Annotated in this window: 14 protein-coding genes and 1 pseudogene; 5 read left to right on the top strand and 10 right to left on the bottom strand. The window is 71.0% G+C overall.

Annotation, left to right across the window (positions count from 1 at the left end; translation table 11 throughout):
• Positions 1 to 150: 150 nt before the first annotated feature.
• From HTV45_RS20455 to HTV45_RS20485, 7 genes are all read right to left on the bottom strand, one after another.
• On the bottom strand, positions 151 to 1,356 hold the full coding sequence (locus tag HTV45_RS20455; RefSeq protein WP_215207256.1) for an acyl-CoA dehydrogenase family protein: 1,206 nt from the start codon (positions 1,354 to 1,356) through the stop codon (positions 151 to 153).
• Between the two features lie 3 nt (positions 1,357 to 1,359).
• Complete coding sequence (locus tag HTV45_RS20460) at positions 1,360 to 1,872, bottom strand: MaoC family dehydratase (RefSeq protein WP_215207257.1); 513 nt, start codon at positions 1,870 to 1,872, stop codon at positions 1,360 to 1,362.
• A 5-nt stretch (positions 1,873 to 1,877) separates the two neighbouring features.
• Positions 1,878 to 2,840, bottom strand: a complete 963-nt coding sequence (locus HTV45_RS20465; protein WP_215207258.1) for a CoA ester lyase — start codon at positions 2,838 to 2,840, stop codon at positions 1,878 to 1,880.
• The gene (locus tag HTV45_RS20470; protein ID WP_215207259.1) at positions 2,837 to 4,864 is read right to left on the bottom strand and encodes a protein meaA; all 2,028 of its coding nucleotides are present in this window, start codon (positions 4,862 to 4,864) and stop codon (positions 2,837 to 2,839) included. Before HTV45_RS20470 ends, HTV45_RS20465 begins: the two co-directional genes overlap by 4 nt.
• A 10-nt stretch (positions 4,865 to 4,874) precedes the next feature.
• A complete protein-coding gene (gene ccrA / locus HTV45_RS20475; protein WP_215207260.1) occupies positions 4,875 to 6,218 on the bottom strand; it encodes a crotonyl-CoA carboxylase/reductase in 1,344 nt (447 codons plus the stop codon).
• A gap of 425 nt (positions 6,219 to 6,643) precedes the next feature.
• A complete protein-coding gene (locus tag HTV45_RS20480; RefSeq protein WP_215207289.1) occupies positions 6,644 to 7,462 on the bottom strand; it encodes a TetR family transcriptional regulator in 819 nt (272 codons plus the stop codon).
• Positions 7,463 to 7,640: 178 nt separating this feature from the next.
• Positions 7,641 to 9,446 (bottom strand): 3-hydroxyacyl-CoA dehydrogenase family protein, encoded by a 1,806-nt coding sequence (locus HTV45_RS20485; protein WP_215207261.1) that lies wholly within the window; start codon positions 9,444 to 9,446, stop codon positions 7,641 to 7,643.
• Between the two features lie 355 nt (positions 9,447 to 9,801).
• Here HTV45_RS20485 and HTV45_RS20490 point away from each other — a divergent pair, with 355 nt between their 5' ends.
• On the top strand, positions 9,802 to 10,407 hold the full coding sequence (locus tag HTV45_RS20490; protein ID WP_215207262.1) for an adenylosuccinate lyase: 606 nt from the start codon (positions 9,802 to 9,804) through the stop codon (positions 10,405 to 10,407).
• Positions 10,408 to 10,606: 199 nt separating this feature from the next.
• Here the strand turns inward: HTV45_RS20490 and HTV45_RS20495 are convergent.
• A pseudogene (locus HTV45_RS20495) lies at positions 10,607 to 11,134 on the bottom strand (N-acetyltransferase family protein).
• A 507-nt stretch (positions 11,135 to 11,641) separates the two neighbouring features.
• Here HTV45_RS20495 and HTV45_RS20500 point away from each other — a divergent pair.
• On the top strand, positions 11,642 to 11,998 hold the full coding sequence (locus HTV45_RS20500) for a DUF805 domain-containing protein (RefSeq protein WP_215207263.1): 357 nt from the start codon (positions 11,642 to 11,644) through the stop codon (positions 11,996 to 11,998).
• A gap of 89 nt (positions 11,999 to 12,087) precedes the next feature.
• Here the strand turns inward: HTV45_RS20500 and HTV45_RS20505 are convergent, their stop codons facing one another.
• A complete protein-coding gene (locus tag HTV45_RS20505) occupies positions 12,088 to 13,671 on the bottom strand; it encodes an alpha/beta hydrolase (RefSeq protein WP_215207264.1) in 1,584 nt (527 codons plus the stop codon).
• Between the two features lie 147 nt (positions 13,672 to 13,818).
• A complete protein-coding gene (locus HTV45_RS20510) occupies positions 13,819 to 14,874 on the bottom strand; it encodes an Rv2578c family radical SAM protein (protein ID WP_215207265.1) in 1,056 nt (351 codons plus the stop codon).
• Positions 14,875 to 15,032: 158 nt separating this feature from the next.
• Between HTV45_RS20510 and HTV45_RS20515 the strand changes: the two genes are divergently transcribed.
• The 3 genes from HTV45_RS20515 (at position 15,033) to HTV45_RS20525 (ending at position 20,634) form a co-directional block, all read left to right on the top strand.
• Positions 15,033 to 15,476 (top strand): SRPBCC family protein, encoded by a 444-nt coding sequence (locus HTV45_RS20515; RefSeq protein ID WP_215207290.1) that lies wholly within the window; start codon positions 15,033 to 15,035, stop codon positions 15,474 to 15,476.
• Between the two features lie 163 nt (positions 15,477 to 15,639).
• Entirely contained in the window at positions 15,640 to 18,036 is a 2,397-nt protein-coding gene (locus HTV45_RS20520) for an MFS transporter (RefSeq protein WP_215207266.1), read from the top strand.
• Between the two features lie 144 nt (positions 18,037 to 18,180).
• Positions 18,181 to 20,634: a SpoIIE family protein phosphatase gene (locus tag HTV45_RS20525; protein WP_215207267.1), complete on the top strand. Its 2,454-nt coding sequence runs from the start codon at positions 18,181 to 18,183 to the stop codon at positions 20,632 to 20,634.
• Positions 20,635 to 20,730: the final 96 nt, after the last annotated feature.

Here is a 20,730-nt window from a genome sequence, read left to right on the forward strand (position 1 = left end):
GATGCCGCGCAACTGCGGGGGACGGCGGCTTTCCGGCGATCGTAGCGGCTCCGGACGGCAACTGGGTAAGCCAGGCAACCAAGTCGACAGCTGAACAGCGCATACGGGGTGTGATCCTCTTCTCCAAGAAAACACCCCGTACCCGGACATCTAGCCCTGGAATCGATACTCTTCGAGCAGTCGACGACCGATGATCATTTTCTGGATCTCGGCGGTGCCTTCACCGATCAGCAGCATCGGCGCCTCACGGTAGAGGCGCTCGATCTCGTACTCCTTGGAGAAGCCGTAGCCGCCGTGGATCCGGAAGGCGTCCTCCACGACCTCCTTGCAGTACTCGGAGGCGAGATACTTCGCCATCCCCGCTTCAAGGTCGTTTCGTTCTCCGGAGTCCTTTTTGCGTGCCGCGTTCACCATCATCGCATGCGCGGCCTCCACCTTGGTAGCCATCTCCGCCAGCTTGAACTGGATGGCCTGGTGCTGGGCGATCGGCTTGCCGAAAGTGTGACGCTGCTGGGCGTACCGGACGCCGAGCTCGAAGGCACGCTGAGCGACGCCGCAGCCACGGGCGGCCACATTGACCCGGCCGACCTCGACACCGTCCATCATTTGGTAAAAACCCCGGCCGGTGACCCCGCCGAGCACCCGTTCGGCGGGAATCCGCAGGCCGTCCATGATGAGCTCGGTGGTGTCGACACCCTTGTAGCCCATCTTGTCGATCTTGCCGGGGATGGTCAGCCCCGGGCGCACCTCTCCGAAGCCGGGCTCCTTCTCCACGAGGAAGGTCGTCATCGACTTGTGCGGCGCCGTCCCCTCGGGGTGACCCTCGTCACTGCGCACCAGGACGGCCACGAGGGACGAGGTCCCGCCGTTCGTCAGCCACATCTTCTGGCCGGTCAGGACGTACTCCTCGCCGTCCTTCACCGCCTTCGAGGTGATGGCCGACACGTCGGAGCCGAGCGCGGGCTCGGACATCGAGAAGGCGCCGCGGATGTCCCCGGCCGCCATCCGGGGGAGGAAGTGGTCCTTCTGCTCCTGCGTGCCGTGCTGCTTGAGCATGTACGCCACGATGAAGTGGGTGTTGATGATGCCGGAGACCGACATCCAGCCGCGGGCGATCTCCTCCACGCACAGCGCGTAGGTGAGGAGGGACTCGCCCAGACCCCCGTACTCCTCGGGGATCATCAGGCCGAACAGGCCGAGTTCCTTCAGGCCGTCGACGATTGCCTGCGGGTACTCGTCGCGGTGCTCCAGCTCGGTGGCGACCGGGATGATCTCCTTGTCCACGAAGTCGCGGACGGTGGAGAGGATCTCCTGCTGGACGTCGGTCAGACCGGCGGTCTGGGCGAGACGGGCCATGGCCTACTTCTCCTGCTCCCTGAGTTCCGGGCGGCCGGGCTGTTCTCCGCCGCGCTCCTTGATGTACGTCTCGGTCGGCACCATCACCTTGCGGCGGAACACGCAGACCAGCGTGCCGTCCTGCTTGTAGCCCCTGGTCTCGACGTACACGATCCCGCGGTCGTTCTTCGACTTCGACGGCCACTTGTCGAGCACCGTCGTCTGGCCGTAGACGGTGTCGCCGTGGAAGGTCGGCGCCACGTGCTTGAGCGACTCGATCTCCAGGTTGGCGATCGCCTTCCCCGAGATGTCGGGCACGGACATGCCGAGAAGGAGCGAGTAGATGTAGTTCCCGACCACCACGTTCTTGCCGAAGTCCGTCGTCTTCTCGGCGTAGTTGGTGTCCATGTGGAGCGGGTGGTGGTTCATCGTGAGGAGACAGAACAGGTGGTCGTCGTACTCGGTGACCGTCTTTCCCGGCCAGTGCTTGTACGTCGCGCCGACCTCGAACTCCTCGTAGGTGCGTCCGAACTGCATGGCGCTCAGCCCTCCGGGATCTCGAACTTCGACGTGCGCCGCATGCCGGCCGCACGTCCCTTGCCGGAGATGACCAGCGCCATCTTGCGGCTGGCCTCGTCGATCATCTCGTCGCCGAGCATCGCCGAACCCTTCTTGCCGCCGGCCTCGGACGTGCAGTACTCGTAAGCGTCCAGGATCAGCTCGGCGTGGTCGTAGTCCTCCTGCGACGGCGAGAAGATCTCGTTGGACGCCTCGACCTGGCCCGGGTGCAGCACCCACTTGCCGTCGAAGCCGAGCGCGGCGGCGCGCTGGGCGACCGCGCGGTAGCCGTCCACGTTGCGGATCTGCAGGTAGGGGCCGTCGATCGCCTGGAGGTTGTTGGCGCGGGCGGCCATCAGGATCTTCATCAGGATGTAGTGGTAGGCGTCCGCCGGGTAGCCGGGCGGCTGCTCGCCCACGACCAGGGACTTCATGTTGATGGACGCCATGAAGTCGGCCGGGCCGAAGATGATGGTCTCGACGCGCGGGGAGGCCTGCGCGATCTCGTTGACGTTGTTCAGGCCCCGGGCGTTCTCGATCTGCGCCTCGATGCCGATCTTGCCGACCTCGAAGCCCATCGTCTTCTCGATCTGGGTCAGCAGGAGGTCGAGCGCGACGATCTGCTGGGCGTCCTGGACCTTCGGCAGCATGATGCAGTCGAGGTTCGGGCCGGCTCCCTCCACGACCGTCACCACGTCCCGGTACGTCCACTCGGTGGTCCAGTCGTTGACGCGCACGACGCGGGTCTTGCCGGTCCAGTCGCCCTCGTTGAGGAACTTGACGATGGTGTGCCGGGCCTCGGGCTTGGCGAGCGGCGCGCAGGCGTCCTCCAGGTCGAGGAAGACCTGGTCCGCCGGAAGGCCCTGGGCCTTCTCCAGGAAGCGCGGGTTGCTTCCCGGGACCGCCAGACAGGAACGGCGGGGGCGAAGGCGGTTGACTGACGTCATGCGGGGACCTCCAGGGGGTCGAGCTTGTTCGCGTTGCGGATCTCGTCGACGATGCGGCCGATGATCCCGGTGATGTCGAAGTCCTTCGGGGTGAAGACCGCGGCGACTCCGGCGGCCCGCAGCTGTTCGGCGTCACCGCTGGGGATGATGCCACCGGCGATCACCGGAATGTCTGTGGCACCGGCCACACGGAGCCGTTCGAGCACGTCCGGCACCAGCTGCGCGTGCGAGCCGGACAGGATGGACAGGCCCACCGCGTGCACGTCCTCCGCGAGGGCGGCGTCCACGATCTGCTCCGGGGTGAGCCGGATGCCCTGGTAGACCACCTCGAACCCGGCGTCGCGGGCCCGCACGGCGATCTGCTCGGCGCCGTTGGAGTGGCCGTCGAGACCGGGCTTGCCGACCAGGAAGCGCAGCTTGCCGACGCCCAGGTCCTCGGCGGTCAGGTCCACCCTGCGGCGGACCTCCGACAGGGTCGAGCCGGCCTCGGCGGTGACCGCCACCGGGGCGGAGGAGACGCCGGTCGGCGCCCGGAACTCCCCGAACACCTCGCGCAGCGCCCCGGCCCACTCGCCGGTCGTGACGCCGGCGCGGGCGCACTCCAGGGTTGCCTCCATCAGGTTGGCGGTGCCCTTCGCGGCCTCCTTCAGCCTCTCCAGCGCCTTGCAGGGGCGCGGGTGGTTGAAGGGCGGCTGGTAGCGGGTGTCGCGCCAGCTCTGCAGCGAGGCGATGACCCGGGCCTCCACCGCGGGGTCGACCGTCTGGATCGCGGTGTCCAGATCGGCGGTCAGCGGGTTCGGCTCGGTGCCCTCGAAGGCGTTCACACCGATGATCTTCTCCTCCCCGGACTCGATCCGGGCGCGGCGCGCGGCGTGCGAGGAGACGAGCTGGGACTTGAGGTAGCCCGACTCGACGGCGGCCATCGCGCCGCCCATCTCCTCGATCCGCTCCATCTCGGCGAACGAGTCCGCGACGAGCTCCTCCACCTTCGCCTCGACCACCTTCGAGCCCTCGAAGATGTCGTCGTACTCCAGCAGGTCGCTCTCGTAGGCGAGGACCTGCTGGATACGCAGCGACCACTGCTGGTCCCAGGGGCGGGGCAGGCCCAGGGCCTCGTTCCAGGCCGGCAGCTGGACGGCACGCGCGCGGGCGTCCTTGGAGAGGGTGACGGCCAGCATCTCCAGGACGATCCGCTGGACGTTGTTCTCCGGCTGGGCCTCCGTCAGGCCGAGGGAGTTGACCTGGACGCCGTAGCGGAAGCGGCGGTGCTTGGGGTCCTCGATGCCGTACCGCTCGCGGGTGACCTGCTCCCAGATGCGGCCGAAGGCGCGCATCTTGCACATCTCCTCGACGAAGCGGACGCCCGCGTTGACGAAGAAGGAGATGCGGCCGACCACGTCGCCCATGCGTTCCTGCGGCACCTGGCCGCTGTCGCGCACGGCGTCGAGCACCGCGACGGCGGTGGACATCGCGTACGCGATCTCCTGCACCGGCGTGGCCCCGGCCTCCTGCAGGTGGTAGCTGCAGATGTTGATCGGGTTCCACTTCGGGAGGTGGGAGACCGTGTACGCGATCATGTCCGTGGTGAGGCGGAGCGACGGACCCGGCGGGAAGACGTGCGTCCCCCGGGACAGGTACTCCTTCACGATGTCGTTCTGGGTGGTCCCCTGGAGCCGGGTGAGGTCCGCGCCCTGCTCCTCGGCGACGACCTGGTAGAGCGCCAGCAGCCACATGGCGGTGGCGTTGATCGTCATCGAGGTGTTCATCTGCTCCAGGGGGATGTCGTGGAACAGCCGGCGCATGTCACCGAGATGGGCCACCGGCACACCGACCCGGCCGACCTCGCCGCGGGCGAGGATGTGGTCGGAGTCGTAGCCGGTCTGGGTCGGCAGGTCGAACGCGACCGACAGGCCCGTCTGTCCCTTGGCGAGGTTGCGCCGGTACAGCTCGTTGGACGCCTCGGCCGTGGAGTGACCGGCGTACGTGCGCATGAGCCACGGACGGTCCTTCTGGCGCTCTGTCATCTTCCGGCCCTCAGATGTTGCGGAAGCGGTTGATGGCGTCGATGTGCTTGGCGCGCTTCTCGTGGTCGCGCACCCCCAGGCCCTCCCCGGGCGCCAGGCACAGCACGCCGACCTTGCCCTGGTGCAGGTTGCGGTGCACGTCGTAGGCGGCCTGGCCGGTGTCCTCGAGGGAGTACACCTTCGACAGGGTCGGGTGGATCCTGCCCTTCGCGACCAGCCGGTTGGCCTCCCAGGCCTCGCGGTAGTTGGCGAAGTGCGAGCCGATGATGCTCTTCAGCGACATCCACAGGTACCGGTTGTCGTACTCGTGGTTGTAGCCCGAGGTGGAGGCGCAGGTGACGATGGTGCCGCCCTTCCTCGTCACGTAGACGCTCGCTCCGAAGGTCTCCCGGCCCGGGTGCTCGAAGACGATGTCCACGTCCTCGCCGCCGGTGAGTTCGCGGATGCGCTTGCCGAAGCGCTTCCACTCCTTCGGGTCCTGGGTGTGCTCGTCCTTCCAGAACCTGTAGCCCTCGGCGTTGCGGTCGATGATCGCCTCGGCGCCCATCTTCCGGCAGATCTCCGCCTTCTGGTCGCTGGAGACGACACAGATGGGGTTGGCGCCGCCGGCCAGCGCGAACTGGGTGGCGTAGCTGCCCAGTCCGCCGCTCGCGCCCCAGATGAGGACGTTGTCGCCCTGCTTCATGCCGGCGCCGTTGCGGGACACCAGCTGCCGGTACGCGGTGGAGTTGACCAGACCGGGGGCGGCGGCCTCCTCCCAGCTCAGGTGGTCCGGCTTGGGCATCAGCTGGTTGGACTTCACCAGCGCGACCTCCGCCAGACCGCCGAAGTTGGTCTCGAAGCCCCAGATGCGCTGCTCGGGGTCGAGCATGGTGTCGTTGTGGCCGTCGCTGGACTCCAGCTCGACGGAGAGGCAGTGGGCGACGACCTCGTCCCCGGGCCGCCAGGCGTTGACGCCGGGGCCGGTGCGCAGCACCACGCCGGCGAGGTCGGAGCCGATGATGTGGTACGGCAGGTCGTGGCGCTTGGTGAGTTCGCTGAGCCTGCCGTAGCGCTCCAGGAACCCGAAGGTGGACAGCGGCTCGAAGATCGAGGTCCAGACCGAGTTGTAGTTGACCGAGGAGGCCATGACGGCCACCAGGGCCTCGCCCGGGCCGAGCTCGGGCAGCGGCACGTCGTCGAGGTGGATCGACTTGCGCGGGTCCTTGTCGCGGGTCTCGAGGCCCGCGAACATCTCCGTCTCGTCCTTGTGCACGGTGATCGCGCGGTACGACTCGGGGAGCGGCAGGGCGGCGAAGTCCTCCGACGTGGAGTCGGGCGACTGGATCGCGGCCAGGATGTGCTTGACGGTCACGGTGTTGCCTCCGGCGATGAGCGCCCTGAGGGAAGGGCGCTGAGGGTTACGTCGGTGTGCTGCTGAGGGTCGAGGGGTGCCGTCGGTTCGGCGGTGGTGCTTCGGCAGCGCTTGGTGTGCGCGGGAGGTTGCCTGTGACGCAGGCGTCCGGACGTGCGGGCGGTGGGCCCGCCGGGACTCGCCCGGACTCCTTCAACGTATGGCACGCCGTGTCAGCTCGCAAGGCACTGAGTGTCAGAACCTGGGCTCAGGTGAAATCTTTACCCATCAGATGAGCGATGATCGATCGAACGGCCTCGGGAACGCGGGTGAAAAAGGGGCTCTGACATGGCAAAACGGCCACCCCGTGGGGTGGCCGTCATCACAGTGGCGAGACCTTCTTCCGCGCTCCCCGCGTGCTTTCCCGGCGGGCCCGGAGACCGTGTTCAGCGCTCCTTGAGCGCCTGCTCGATGGTCCGCATCACCTCGTGCAGCGGGGCGTCGACGTGGGCGACCGTCACCAGGACCTCGCCGTGCGCCGACGCCGACGCCGAGGCGGCGGGCGGCTTCGGCGGCGCGGTGCGCCGGCCCGCCATGATCCCGCTGCCGAACGTCTTGCGGACGATCGCGAAGGCGTGGTCCAGCTGCGCCTCCACCTCGCCCTGGCCGCCCGCCCTGAGCCAGCGCCGCAGCACATGGTTGTGCGCGGTCACCACGGCGGACGCGGCGACCTCCGCCAGCAGGGGATCGTCGTTGGCGTCGTCGTCGTGCGCGTGCTCGTCGAAGTGACCGAGCAGATAGCGGGTGAAGAGCCGCTCGTAGCGGGCCACCGACGCGATCTCGGCCTCGCGCAGGGTGGGCACCTCGCGCGTCAGCTTGTAGCGGGCGACCGAGATCTCCGGCCGCGCCGCGTACATCTTCATGACCTCTTTGATCCCGCGGCACACCGTGTCCAGCGGGTGCTCGTGCGCGGGGGCGGCGTTGAGCACCGCCTCGGCGCGCACCAGGGTGTCGTCGTGGTCGGGGAAGATCGCCTCTTCCTTGGAGCGGAAATGCCGGAAGAAGGTGCGGCGGGCGACCCCGGCGGCTGCCGCGATCTCGTCGACGGTGGTGGCCTCGTACCCCTTCGTCGCGAACAGCTCCATCGCGGCGGCCGCCAGTTCCCGGCGCATTTTCAGCCGCTGGGCGGCGGCACGGGAGCCCGCGGTGCTCTCCGGCGGCTCGGTCGTGGCTGACGTACGTGCGGACTTGGCGGGCTGGGACATGCCCTGAACGTACTGCATGGACGCTGTTCGATGCGCGTGAGAGGGGGCTTCCCAGCCCTCCGCGGGGAGGGGCGGGACGCCGCGGGCGGACGGCGCGAACCGGTCGGGGTCGAGCAGCCCGCCCCACTCCGCGTCGTCCGGCTCCGCCCGGCCCTCGAACCGGTCTCCGGGGCCCGCCTCAGCGCTTGGCATACTCGCGGAAGCCGCGGCCGGTCTTCCGGCCGAGGCAGCCCGCGGCCACCAGGTGCTCCAGCAGCGGCGCCGGGGCCAGCCCCGGGTCGCGGAACTCGCGGTGCAGGACCTTCTCGATGGCCAGCGAGACGTCCAGCCCGACGACGTCCAGCAGCTCGAAGGGGCCCATCGGGTAGCCGCCGCCCAGCTTCATCGCGGCGTCGATGTCGTCGAGCGAGGCGTAGTGCTCCTGCACCATCTTGACCGCGTTGTTCAGGTACGGGAAGAGCAGCGCGTTCACGATGAACCCGGCCCGGTCACCGCAGTCCACGGCGTGCTTGCGGATCGTGCCGCAGACCTCCCGCACGGTGGCGTGGACGTCGTCGGCCGTCAGCACCGTACGCACCACCTCGACCAGCTTCATGGCCGGCGCGGGGTTGAAGAAGTGCATGCCGATCACGTCCTCGGGACGCGAGGTGGCACGGGCGCAGGCGACCACCGGGAGGGAGGAGGTGGTGGTGGCGAGCACCGCGCCCGGCTTGCACACCTTGTCCAGCGTCGCGAACAGCTGCCGCTTGACCTCGAGATCCTCGGCCACCGCCTCCACCGCGAGATCCACGTCGGCGAAGTCGTCGTAGGTGCCCGTCGGACGCACCCGCTCCAGGGTCTGGGCGGCCGCCTCCGCGGTCATCCGGCCCCTGTCGACCGAGCGCGCCAGGTTCTTCCCGATCCGGGCCCTGGCGCTCCGGGCCTTCTCCTCGCTGCGGGCGGCCAGGACCACCTCGTAGCCCGCCTTGGCGAACACCTCGGCGATCCCGGAGGCCATGGTGCCGGAGCCCGCGACGCCCACCGAGCGCACCGTGCGGCCCCCGGCCGCGGAGCCGTCCCCGCCCGGGGTGAGGGAGTCGGTCACGACCGTGCCGCTGCCCGGCGCCTCGTACGTGTAGAAACCGCGCCCCGCCTTGCGGCCGGTCAGGCCCGCCTCGCTGAGCTGCTTGAGCACCGGGGCAGGGGCGTGCAGCCGGTCGCGGGACTCGGTGTACATGGCCTCCAGGACCGTCCGCGCGGTGTCGATGCCGATCAGGTCGAGCAGCGCCAGCGGGCCCATCGGCAGACCGCAGCCCAGCCGCATGGCGGCGTCGATGTCCTCACGGGAGGCGTAGCGGGCCTCGTACATCGCGGCCGCCTGGTTGAGGTAGCCGAACAGCAGGCCGTCGGCGACGAATCCGGGCCGGTCGCCGACCGCCACCGGCTCCTTGCCCAGAACCAGGGCGAGATCGGTGACGGCGGAGACGGCCGAGGGGGCGGTCAGCACCGAGGAGACGATCTCCACCAGCTTCATCGCGGGCGCCGGGTTGAAGAAGTGCATGCCCAGTACCCGTTCCGGGTGGGCCGAGTCGGCGGCGAGCCGGGTGACGGACAGGGCGTTGGTGCCGGTCGCCAGAATGGTCTCCGGCCGCACGATGCCGTCGAGTTCACGGAAGATCTGGTGCTTGATCTCGTACGACTCCGGGGCCACCTCGATCACCAGATCGGCGTCGGCCGCGGCCGTGAGAGCGGTGGCGGTGGTGACGCGGGCGAGCAGGTCCGCGCGCTGCCCTTCGGTGAGCCGGCCGCGCTCCACGGCGCGGGCGGTCGAGGCCTCCAGGGCGGCGACGCACTGCGCCGCCTGGGCCTCGCCGACATCGATGCCGACGACGTCACGGCCGGCCGCGGCGAGCACCTCGGCGATGCCGGTGCCCATGGTGCCGAGACCGATCACGGCGACGGTCCGGACGGGGGACAGGGAAGTGTCGGACTGGGGAGTGGCCATCGCGGGACTCCAGGAATGAGGGTGACGGCGGGAGGACACGTCCGGGTGCGCCGGAGAGCGCACCGGGTACGTGCGGGATGCGGGTGTGGACCGGGCTGCGAGCGCACACGCCCGGTGCCGCCGAACGAGCGGCGGTGAATCCGACCGGCCCTGTCCCGGGGCCGAGCCGTACTGCGGTACACGGGGTACCGAACCGACTGCGACTCACGACGGCCGCGTCACCAGACCGCCATGAGGAGGGTAGCGAGTGGGTAACTCGCTCGTCTGAGCCTAACTCGCGGGTAACGAGCGCGCCAGCCCCCGGGTTTGTGATGTACGTCCCGGGCACCGCGCCGGGCCTCTAACCTCTGGGGGCATGGACGAAGAGTTGCGATCGCTCACGGAGCGCTTACGGAAGGAGTCGGGCGGGTCGGCGGCATACGGCCGCCTCCTGGCCATCGACGACCCCGACACCCTGGCCACGGTCCTCACCGCCCCCGGACAGCCGCTGTGGGCACGGGAACTGGCCGCGTTCCGGCTGGGGCTGGCCGGGGACCGGCGGGCCTTCGAGGTGCTCGTCCTGCTCCTCAACCACCGTGACCCGCCGCGCTGCGCCGCCGCCGCCCACGCCCTCGCCCGCCTCGGCGACCCGCGCACGGCCCGCGCCGCCGCCGCCCTCGCCACCAACGAACTCCGCGTCGCCTACGCCCTGCACCCCGTCCGCCTGCTGGCCGAACTGCGCGCCCCCGAAGCCGTACCGGCCCTGATCACCACCCTGCGGCGCAGGCTGCGCCCCCACGACCCCTACCGCCGGATCGCCCTCGCCTGCGTGGAGGGACTGGGCGAACTCGGTGACCCGCGCGCCGTACCCGTACTGACCGAGTCCCTCGCCCACCCTCCGCTGGCCGTGGCGGCGGCGGGCGCCCTGGCCAGGATCCCCCGGCAGGGGGCCCGCCGGGGCCGGATCCCCGGACAGCGCTAGCTCCGGCTGCCGGCCGGTGCGACCTGCCCCCGCGCCGCGCCCGGGGGCCGATCGGCCGGGCGCGCCGACGGGACCGCCCGCCACTGTCCGTGCCGGGCCGGCAGGGAGGGAGCGCGGGTCCCGGCGAGGCGCAGTCCGTCGTGGCCGGCCGGCGGGGCATCCGGGGGCCGGAGTTCCGGGCGGCGCCCGGGCGCCACCGTCAGCCGGTGAGCTGCTTCACGTACCGCGCCTCGGGCACCGCGACCCCGTCCACCTCGAAGGGCTCCTCGGCGCCGTCCGCGGCGAACCCCGCGCGCTCGTAGAAGCGGCGGGCGCGGGTGTTGTCCCTGAGCACCCACAGGTACATGCGCCGGTGACCGGCGGTGGCGCAGCGGTGGACCGCCTAGGTCAGCAGGGTCCGTCCCACGCCCCGGCCGATGCGCTCGGGAGCCAGATAGAGGGCGTACAACTCGGCATCCCCGGTGCGCGCCTCGCCGTCCCGGTACGGACCGAACGCGGCCCATCCCGCGAGTTCGCCGCCCTCCGCCTCGGCGACCAGGTTGACCACGCTGCCGTCGCCCGAGGCCAGGCGCGCGCGACGCCGCTCGGCGTCCGCCCCGATGTCGAGACCGTCGAGGTGGGACTGCGGGACAAGACCCCGGTACGCGTGCCGCCACCCGCGGATCCGCATCGCGGCCACGCCCTCGCAGTCACCGGCGGTCATGTGCCGCAGCAGCAGCCCGCTCATGCGCACGGTACGTGTCCCGGCGCGGGCCGCGCGGACGGCCGGCAGGCGCGCCAAGTCCGCCACCGGGAAGGGGATTCGCCCGACGGTCGCGAAGGTCGCCCCGGCGTCGCCCCCGCCGACGGCGTCGGCCTTCTCGTCCGGGGCGGGCCGGCCGGGGACGGCGGCGAGGCGGCCCGTGTCCGACACGCACGGGGGTGCCGCGCGGCGGGAGCCATGCCGGCGGGGACGCGGGGCAGGTGACGCATGCGCTCATCATGGACCACGGGTACGACTGCCCGTCCCCGACGCGGCGTCAGGCGCTCGGGGCCACCTGCTCGTCGGGCTCCGGCCGACCGCCGGACACATGCCGCTCATGTCCCGTGACCGCCCCGGGTTTTGGCGCGAATCCAACTGTGGATAACGGATCAGCACAGGCCAGGTAACTTGTTGACCCGTCTCGGTCAACCCCGTAGATTCCGCGCTGGCTTGATTCGTTCGATCAAGTTTTCGCACATCCCTGGGGGACCCATGAACTACTACCTGGACGTCATCAAGAAGTACGCCGTGTTCACCGGGCGGGCACGCCGCCAGGAATACTGGATGTTCGCCCTGTTCAACGTGGGCATCGTGCTCGTACTGTCGATCATCGACATGGTCGCCCTGGGCGCCAACGTCCTCGTCCCGCTCTACAGCCTCGCGGTCCTTCTCCCGAACCTGGGCGTCACCGTCCGCCGTCTCCACGACACGGGCCGCTCGGGCTGGTGGTGTCTCATCGCCCTCGTCCCGGTGGTCGGCGTGATCGTGCTCATCGTCTTCCTGGCGACCGAGGGCAACCAGGCCGGTGACAAGTACGGCCCCAACCCGAAGTACGTCCCGACGGCCTGAGGCCCACGGCCGGCGGCCCGTCACATGGCCCCCAGCGGTGCCCGTCGGCCGAGCGCCGACGGGCACCGCAACGGTTCACGGCCCTGGCTCTACCCCCGGAAGCCGAGCAGGCCGTGCAGGGTGGAGCCGCGGGCCGTGCTCGGTGCCGCCTTCGACGTCAGCGGTTTCGGATCGGGCAGCGCCGCGCACACCGCGTCGGCCTCACCACCACCCTCGCGCGGCACGGTCCCGTCCGCGAGATAGGCCGCCAGATGGCGGTCCAGGCAGGCGTTCCCGCTCAGCGTGATGCCGTGGTTGCCGCTGCCGGACTCGACCACCAGTCCGGAGCCCGCCAGCAGCCGGTGGACGGTGACACCGCCCTGGTACGGCGTCGCCGCGTCGTCCGTCGCCTGGAACAGCAGCGCCGGCGGCAGCTCGCTGTTGGCGTTCACGCGCTCCGGGCGCAGGGACTCCGTCGGCCAGAACGCGCACGGCGCGTTGTACCAGGCGTTGTTCCAGGCCATGAACGGGGCTCGCTCGTACATCTCCCAGTTGTCCTTGCGCCACTGCGCCCAGTCACGCGGCCACGAGGCGTCCCGGCACTCGACGGCCGTGTAGACGCTGTAGCCGTTGTCGCCGGAGGCGTCGTTCGAGCCGAAGTTCTCGTACGCCTCGATCAGCGGCCCGGCGTCCCCGTCGTTCACGTACGACGCGAACGCCTCGGCGAGATAGGGCCAGTAGCCGTTGTAGTAGCCGCCGGGGATGTAGGTGTCCTCCAGCTCGGCGGCGCCCACCCGGCCGCCGGCCGGGTCCTTCTTCAGCTCCGCGCGCATGGCGTACCACTTGGCCTCGATCTTCTCCGCGTCGGTGCCGAGACGGTACGCCGGGTCGTACTTGGCCACCCAGTCCATGAAGGCCCGGTGGCGGCTGTTGAAGGCGTGGTTCTGGTTCAGGTTGGCGTCGTACCAGACCTCGGTGGGGTCGACCACCGAGTCCAGGACCAGCCGCCGTACCCGCTGGGGGAACAGCTTGGCGTAGACGGTGCCCAGGTAGGTGCCGTAGGAGTAGCCGAAGTAGTTGATCCGCTTCGCGCCGAGGGCCTGCCGGATCACGTCCATGTCGCGCACCGTGGCGCCGGTGTTGATGTGCGGCAGCACATCGCCGTACTTCCTGCCGCAGGCCTCGGCGAAGGACTTCGCCCGCTCCAGACCCGCCCGCTCCACCTCGGGCGATGTGGGCACCGAGTCCGGGCGGACCGGGCCGAAGTGGTCCGGCGCGCAGTTCAGCGCGGGCTCGCTCGCGCCGACCCCGCGCGGGTCGAAGCCGATGACGTCGTACTGGGCGGCCACCTTCGCCGGCAGCGACGACGCCACGAACCCGGCGAGCGTCAGACCGCTGCCGCCGGGGCCGCCCGGGTTCACCAGCAGGGGGCCCTGGTACTTCTCCGCGGTGTGCGGGACGCGGGACAGCGCGAGCGTGATCGTCCGCCCGGTGGGGTCGGAGTGGTCGAGCGGCACGTCGACGGAGGCGCACTGCAGCGTCGGGTAGTCGTCGGTGCCGCACTTCTTCCACGCCGGCTTCGCGGCGTGGAAGGGTTCCGCGGCGCGCGGCGTGCCGGCTTCGGCGGGGACGGCCGTGAAACATCCGGCCAGGACGACGGCGGCACCGCACAGCACGGCTGCGCGTTCTCTCATAAGGGTCCTCCCAGGACGGAGGTGCTGCGGGCCGCGACGCTCACGGCCCACGCGGCATCGTCCCGATGTGGGACCCCCGGTGAACGTGTTCCTTCGTTTGTTGACCCAATCGGGCCGCCGGATGCGCCCGGATGCCTCCGGATGCGCTCAGAGAAGCGTCAGCTGGGTCGGCCCGTCGGCCGGGTGCCCGGTGGCTCCGGCCGGCCCGGTGGCCTCCGCCTGCCGGAGCCGCCGGGGCATGCCCGTGCGGGTCGGGCCGATGCCGTACTCCTCGGCCAGCTCGTGCACCTGACGGGTGATCCGGCGCTGGTACCACTTCGGCGCGTAGGCCCCCTCCGCGTACAGCTGCTCGTAGCGGGCGACCAGATGCGGATGGTGCCGTGCCAGCCAGGACGTGAACCATTCGCGGGCGCCTGGCCGCAGGTGCAGCACCAGCGGGGTGACGGAGGTGGCTCCGGCGCCCGCGACGGCCCGCACGGTCGCCCGCAGCTGGTCCGGGCGGTCGCTCAGGAAGGGGATGACCGGTGCCATCAGCACCCCGCAGTCGATGCCCTGCCCGGTGAGCGCGCGGACCACGTCCAGCCGCCGTTCGGGGGCCGGGGTGCCCGGCTCGACCGTGCGCCACAGCGTCGCGTCGGTGAAGCCCACCGAGACGGAGACGCCGACGTCGGTCACCTCGGCGGCCTGCCGCAGCAGCGGGAGGTCCCGCAGGATCAGTGTGCCCTTGGTGAGGATCGAGAACGGGTTCGCGTGGTCGCGCAGGGCGCCGAGGATGCCCGGCATCAGCCGGTAGCGGCCCTCCGCGCGCTGGTAGCAGTCGACGTTCGTCCCCATCGCTATGTGCTCGCCCTGCCAGCTCCGGGACGCCAGCCGGCGGCGCAGCAGTTCGGGCGCGTTCACCTTGACCACGATCTGGCTGTCGAAGCCGAGCCCGGTGTCGAGGTCGAGATAGCTGTGGGTCTTGCGGGCGAAGCAGTACACGCACGCGTGGGTGCATCCCCGGTAGGGGTTCACCGTCCATTCGAAGGGCATGCGGGACGCCCCCGGCACCCGGTTGACGATCGAGCGGGCCCAGATCTCGTGGAAGGTGATGCCACGGAACTCCGGGGTGTCGAAGGTGCGGGTGACCACCGCCTCCGCGCCGAACAGCGCGGCGTCGGCCCGGCTGTGTGCGGAGTCCGGTGAGAGGTTCTCCCAGCGCATGACGCCTCCTCGGTAGTCCTGGCCCCACAATAGAACAAGTGTTCCCGTGATCGTGCGAGCGACATCTTCGGTCACATCCGGAACCCCCGATTTGGTGGCCGGGTACGGGGGTGGTTGGCTTGGCCCGACCCTGACACCCCATGCCCTGGAGGAAAGCGATGGCGCAGGTCGAGGCCACTACGGAGCGGATCGTCGCGGCGGACGCGGAAACGGTGTTCGATGCCCTCGCCGACTACAGCGGGACCCGCGCGAAGCTGCTGCCCGAGCAGTACAGCGAGTACGAGGTCAGGGAGGGCGGCGACGGTGAGGGCACCCTCGTGCACTGGAAGCTCCAGGCCACCAGCAAGCGGGTGCGCGACTGCCTCCTGGAGGTCACCGAGCCGACCGACGGTGAACTGGTCGAGAAGGACCGCAACTCCTCGATGGTCACCACCTGGCGGGTCACCCCGGCCGGCGAGGGCCGCTCCCGGGTCGTCGTGACCACCGTCTGGGACGGTGCCGGCGGCATCGGCGGCTTCTTCGAGCGGACCTTCGCGCCCAAGGGCCTCGCCAGGATCTACGACGCACTGCTGGTCAAACTGGCCGCCGAGGTCGAGAAGTAGCCGTCATTGGGCTCTCAAGAACCTAGAACCGGTGGGGAGTTGGCTTCTCACCGGTTCGGGTGATCTGTCGACGGACCGGCTCTGTCCCGTAACTCGTCGCGCTTGCTCGTAGTTGTCGCTTTTACGCGGGAATTGTCCGGCGGTGCGACGAGGGGAGCGGCACGTGGGCGGGATCACTGTGACGCAGGACGAGCCGGTCACTGCGCCACCGCCCGGGGGCCCGCCGCCCCCGGCGCCGGCCGCGGAGCCGGGCCTGAGCCCGCGCCGGGTCCGGCTGGTCTTCCTCGCCCTGATGCTCGCGCTGCTGCTCGCCGCGCTGGAGCAGATGATCGTCGCCACCGCGCTCCCGGAGATCGTCGGTGAACTGCACGGCCTGGACAGCATGTCCTGGGCGATCACCGCCTACCTGCTCACCTCCACCGTCGGACTGCCGGTCTACGGAAAGCTCGGCGACCTGCTCGGCCGCAAGGGCGTCTTCCAGTTCGCGATCCTGGTCTTCGTGATCGGCTCCGCGCTGGCCGGCCGTGCGACGACCATGGACCAGCTGATCGCCTACCGCGCGGTGCAGGGTGTCGGCGCGGGCGGGCTGCTGACCGGCGTCCAGGCGATCATGGCGGACATCGTGCCCGCCCGGCAGCGCGGCCGCTTCATGGGACTGATCGGCGCCGCCTTCGGTCTCGCCTCCGTCGCCGGACCGCTGCTCGGCGGCTACTTCACCGACCACCTCTCCTGGCGCTGGTGCTTCTACATCAACGTCCCGTTCGGCCTCGTCACCATGGTCGTCGTCGCCCTGGCGCTCAAGCTGCCGGGGCCGGCCGCGCGGGGCCGCTTCGACGTCCTCGGCACGCTGCTGCTGGCCGTCGCCTCCACCTGCCTGGTGCTGCTGGCCACCTGGGGAGGCACCGACTACGCCTGGGACTCCCGCACCGTGCTGGCTCTCGGCGCGGGCGCCGCCGCGGCCACCGTGCTCTTCCTCGTCGTCGAGCGCTTCGCCGCCGAACCCCTCATCCCGCTCCGGCTGTTCCGGGACTCCGTCTTCAACGTCACCGGACTGGTCGGCCTGGTGACCGGCGTCGCCCTGTTCGGTGCCGCCGGCTACCTGCCGACGTACCTGCAGATGGTCGACGGGGTCACCGCCACCGAGTCGGGGCTGCTGATGCTGCCCATGATGGGCGGCATCGTCGGCGCCTCGGTCGTCTCCGGCCACCTCATCAGCCGCACCGGCCGCTACCGGTGGCACCCCGTGGTGGGCGCGGCCCTCTCCGCCGTCGGCATGTGGCTGCTCTCCCGGCTGGAGACCGGCACCCCCCGGCTGCACTACAGCGTCTGGACGGCCGTCCTCGGTACCGGGATCGGCATGGTGATGCCGGTCCTGATCCTCGCCGTGCAGAACTCCGTGCGCCCCGCCGACCTCGGCACCGCCACCAGTGCCCACAACTACTTCCGGCAGATCGGCGGCAGCGTCGGCGCCGCCGTCTTCGGGACCCTCTTCGCCGGCCGGCTCACCGACGCCCTTACCACGAGGCTCCCGGCGGACGCGGCCACGCCGGACGCCGGATCCCTCACCCCCGAGCTGGTGCACGCGCTGCCGCCCGGGCTGCGCGACGCCTACGTGCGCGCCTACGCCGACGCCATGCCGCCCATCTTCCTCCACCTGGTGCCGGTGCTCGTTCTCGGCCTGCTCATCGCCTGTTTCCTCAAGGAGAGACCACTGGTGTCCCACCACGCCCCCACCGCCGACCCGGTCCGGGAAGCACCGCAGTCCACCGCGCGCGTGCCCCACGCCCGTTCGTCCCACACCGGCGGCATCCCCGTCTGCGGGACCGTCCAGCATCCCGACGGGACCGCCGTGCCCCGCGCGGCGCTCACCCTCATCGACATCTCCGGACAGCAGACCGGACGCGGCGCCAGCGGCGAGGACGGGCGGTACGCGCTTGCCACGCCGGGTCCGGGATCGTACGTCCTGATCGCCGCCGCCGGCGGCCACCAGCCGCAGGCGGTCTCCGTGACCGTGGGCGAGCGGCCCGTCGAGCTCGACGTCGTCCTCGGCGGCGCGGGCCGTCTGGCCGGCAGTGTCGTCACCGCCGACGGCTCACCCGTGCGGGACGCCGCCGTCACCCTCACCAACGTCCACGGGGAGGTCGTCGCCAGTACCCGCAGCGGCCGCGAGGGCGGCTATGTGATCAGCGAACTGGTGGCCGGCGAGTACACCCTCGCCGCGAGCGCCCCCGCCTTCCGCCCGGCCGCCCTCCCCGTCACCGTCCAGGCCGCCCGGGAGACCCGCCAGGACGTGGAACTGGCCGGTGGCGCCGTGCTGCGCGGCACGGTGCGGGCCGGCGGCGGGCGGCCGGTCGAGGAGGCGCGGGTGACGCTCCTGGACGCGGCGGGCAACGTCGTCGACACGCTCACCACCGGACCCGACGGCACCTTCCGGTTCGTCGACCTGGCCTCCGGCGAGTACACCGTCATCGCCGCCGGCTACCCGCCGGTCGCGACCGTGCTCCAGGTGGCCGGCGGAGGCCGCACGGAACGCGACCTCCAGCTGGGCCACGAGGACTGAAACGGTCCTTCACACGGGGAAACGCACGCCGGTGCGAGCACCGGCGGGCAATTCCCGTATTGCCGCACATCGCCGGCGACCGTGGTCGTACGGTGGTCGCGGCGGTACAGATCTTGCGCAGCCGGGGGAGAGAGGGCCTGGGCCATGGACCGTGGCACCGAGCGGAACGCACCTCCCGATCGCCGCGCCCGGGACGGCACGGCGACCGGACAGGGCGGAGCCGGCCGGATCCCGCTGGCCGTGGTCGTCGTCGACCGGGGCGGGCTCGTCTCGCACTGGAGCGCGGGCGCGCGGCACCTGTTCACCCTGTCCAAGGAGGAAGCGCTCGGCCGCCCCGCCGTCGACCTGCTGCCCGTGACCGGGGCCCTGTCCGAGGACGAGGAGGACACCCCCTACGGGGCCTACGCCGTTCACGACGGACTGGGACCCGGCCTCGACGCCTCCCTCGGCGGGGGCCTGGCCTACCCGGCGGCGGGCCGGGCCCGGCTGGCCGCCGCCGGGACCGGCCGGGTCGACGTGCTGTGGTGGGCGTATCCGCTGGTGGGACCGGGCCGGGAGCGGCTGCTGGTGCTGGCCGCCGACGCGGCCCGGCTGAGCAGCGGCGAGGCGGGGATGCGTGAACGCATCGCGCCCGGCTTCGCCCTGCACACCGACTTCCCCGGCTCCGCGGACCTCGCCCGCCGGCTCCCCGAGATCCTTCCCAGCATGAGCGTCGGCGACAGTGCCCGGATCACCTCTCAGGTCCTCGAACTGGGCTACCCCATCCTCGAGTTCAGTCAGAACGACCGGGTTCCGGTGACTCCCGACTGGGGAGTGCCCCGGCGCGCCGGACGCCGGGAGCGCCGCGAGCGGGCCGCCCGCGCGCTGGCGGCCGGCGAACCGGTGCCCGCGGAACTGCGGGACGGGAGCGAGGACCTGGAGTACGCCGCCGTCCGGGAACGCCTGGAGTTCCTCAACGAGGTCAGCTCGCGGATCGGCACCTCCCTCGACCTCTCCCGCACCATCACCGAGGTCAGCAAGGCCGTCGTGCCCCGCTTCACCGATGTCGCCGGCACCTATCTGCGGGAACAGGTCGTCGCGGGGGAGGAGTTCGACGAGGGAGTGCCGGACACCACCACCCTGTGGCACCGGGTCGCACTGGAGCACACCGACGAACCCGGCCGCTGGGACGACGTGGTGCCCGTCGGCGAGGCCATGCCCTTTCCGGCGCACACCCCCTTCTTCCAGTGCATGACCACCGGCGAACCCGTCCTCGTGCCGCACATCGACGAGAAGACGGGCCACGCCATCGCCTCGCAGTTCGACAAGCGCGACATCCGGCCGCTGATCACCGGCCGTTCCATGCTGGTCGTCCCGCTCAAGGCACGTCAGGTCGTCCTGGGCTTCATGATCCTGCTGCGCCATCCGGAGCGCCGGCTCTTCGACGACATGGACCGGGTCACCGGCGCCGAACTCGCCGCCCGCGCGGGCCTCGTGCTCGACAACGCCCGCATGTACACCCACCAGGAGAACGTCGCCGAGACGCTCCAGGACAGCATGCTGCCGCACATCCCGCCCCGCCTGGCGGGCTGTGACATCGCCACCCGCTATCTGCCGGGCACCCTCCTCGGCCGGATCGGCGGCGACTGGTTCGACGCGGTCGAGCTCCCGGGCGCCCGCACCGCCCTCGTCGTCGGAGACGTCATGGGCCACGGACTGAACTCGGCCGCCATGATGGGGCAGTTGCGCACGGCCGTCCAGACCATGGCCGCGCTGGACCTGCCGCCCGCGCAACTCCTGCGCAACCTCGACGACCTGGCCCAGCGGCTCGGCGACAGTTACCTCGCGACCTGCCTCTACGCCGTCTACGACCCCATCGCGGGCGAACTGCACCTCGCCAACGCGGGACACATCCCGCCCGTGCTGGTGCGCGCCGCGGACGGGCGCAGCGAACTGCTCGACCTGCCCACGGGTGCGCCGATCGGTGTCGGCGGGGTGCCCTTCGCGGCGGTGCGGGTACGGGTGGAGCCCGGCGACCGGCTGGTGATGTGCACCGACGGACTGGTCGAGGTACGCGGTGAGGACATCGGTGTCGGGCTGGCCACGCTGTGTGAGTCGGCCGCCCACCCGGCCGCGTCCATGGACGACGCCTGCGACACCATCATCAGGGCGCTCAACGCGGGCGGTGGGCGCAAGGACGACGTGGCGCTGCTGATGGCCCGCCTGGGCGGCATCGAACCCGGAGACGTCGCCGAGTGGCAGCTCGCCGTCGAGCCGTCCGCGCCCGGCCGGGCCCGTGCGGTGGTCCGTGAGCAGTTGCACGACTGGGGCCTGCCGAAACTCCTGGACAGCGCCGAGCTGTTGGTGAGCGAGCTCGTCACCAACGCCGTACTGCACTCCCGTGCCCGTCCCGTCGCCCTGCGGCTGGTGCGCGGTGACACGCTGCTGTGCGAGGTGGAGGACGACGACCACGAGCTGCCGACGCTGATCGACGCACGCCCGCTGGACGAGGCCGGGCGCGGACTGCGGGTGGTGTCCACCCTCGCCCGCGCGTGGGGGACGAGCCGGACGGCGGCCGGCAAGAGTGTGTGGTTCGAGCTGACCCTGCCGCGCCGCTGACCGGTGCGGCCGCCGACTCCGGTGGTACGAGGGCGCGTTCCGCGGCGAACGAGCTGTGAAGGAACGCGCCCGCGTGCTTGTCCACGCGCCCGGGGC

The organism is Streptomyces sp. CHD11, assembly GCF_018638295.1.
Lineage (GTDB): Bacteria > Actinomycetota > Actinomycetes > Streptomycetales > Streptomycetaceae > Streptomyces.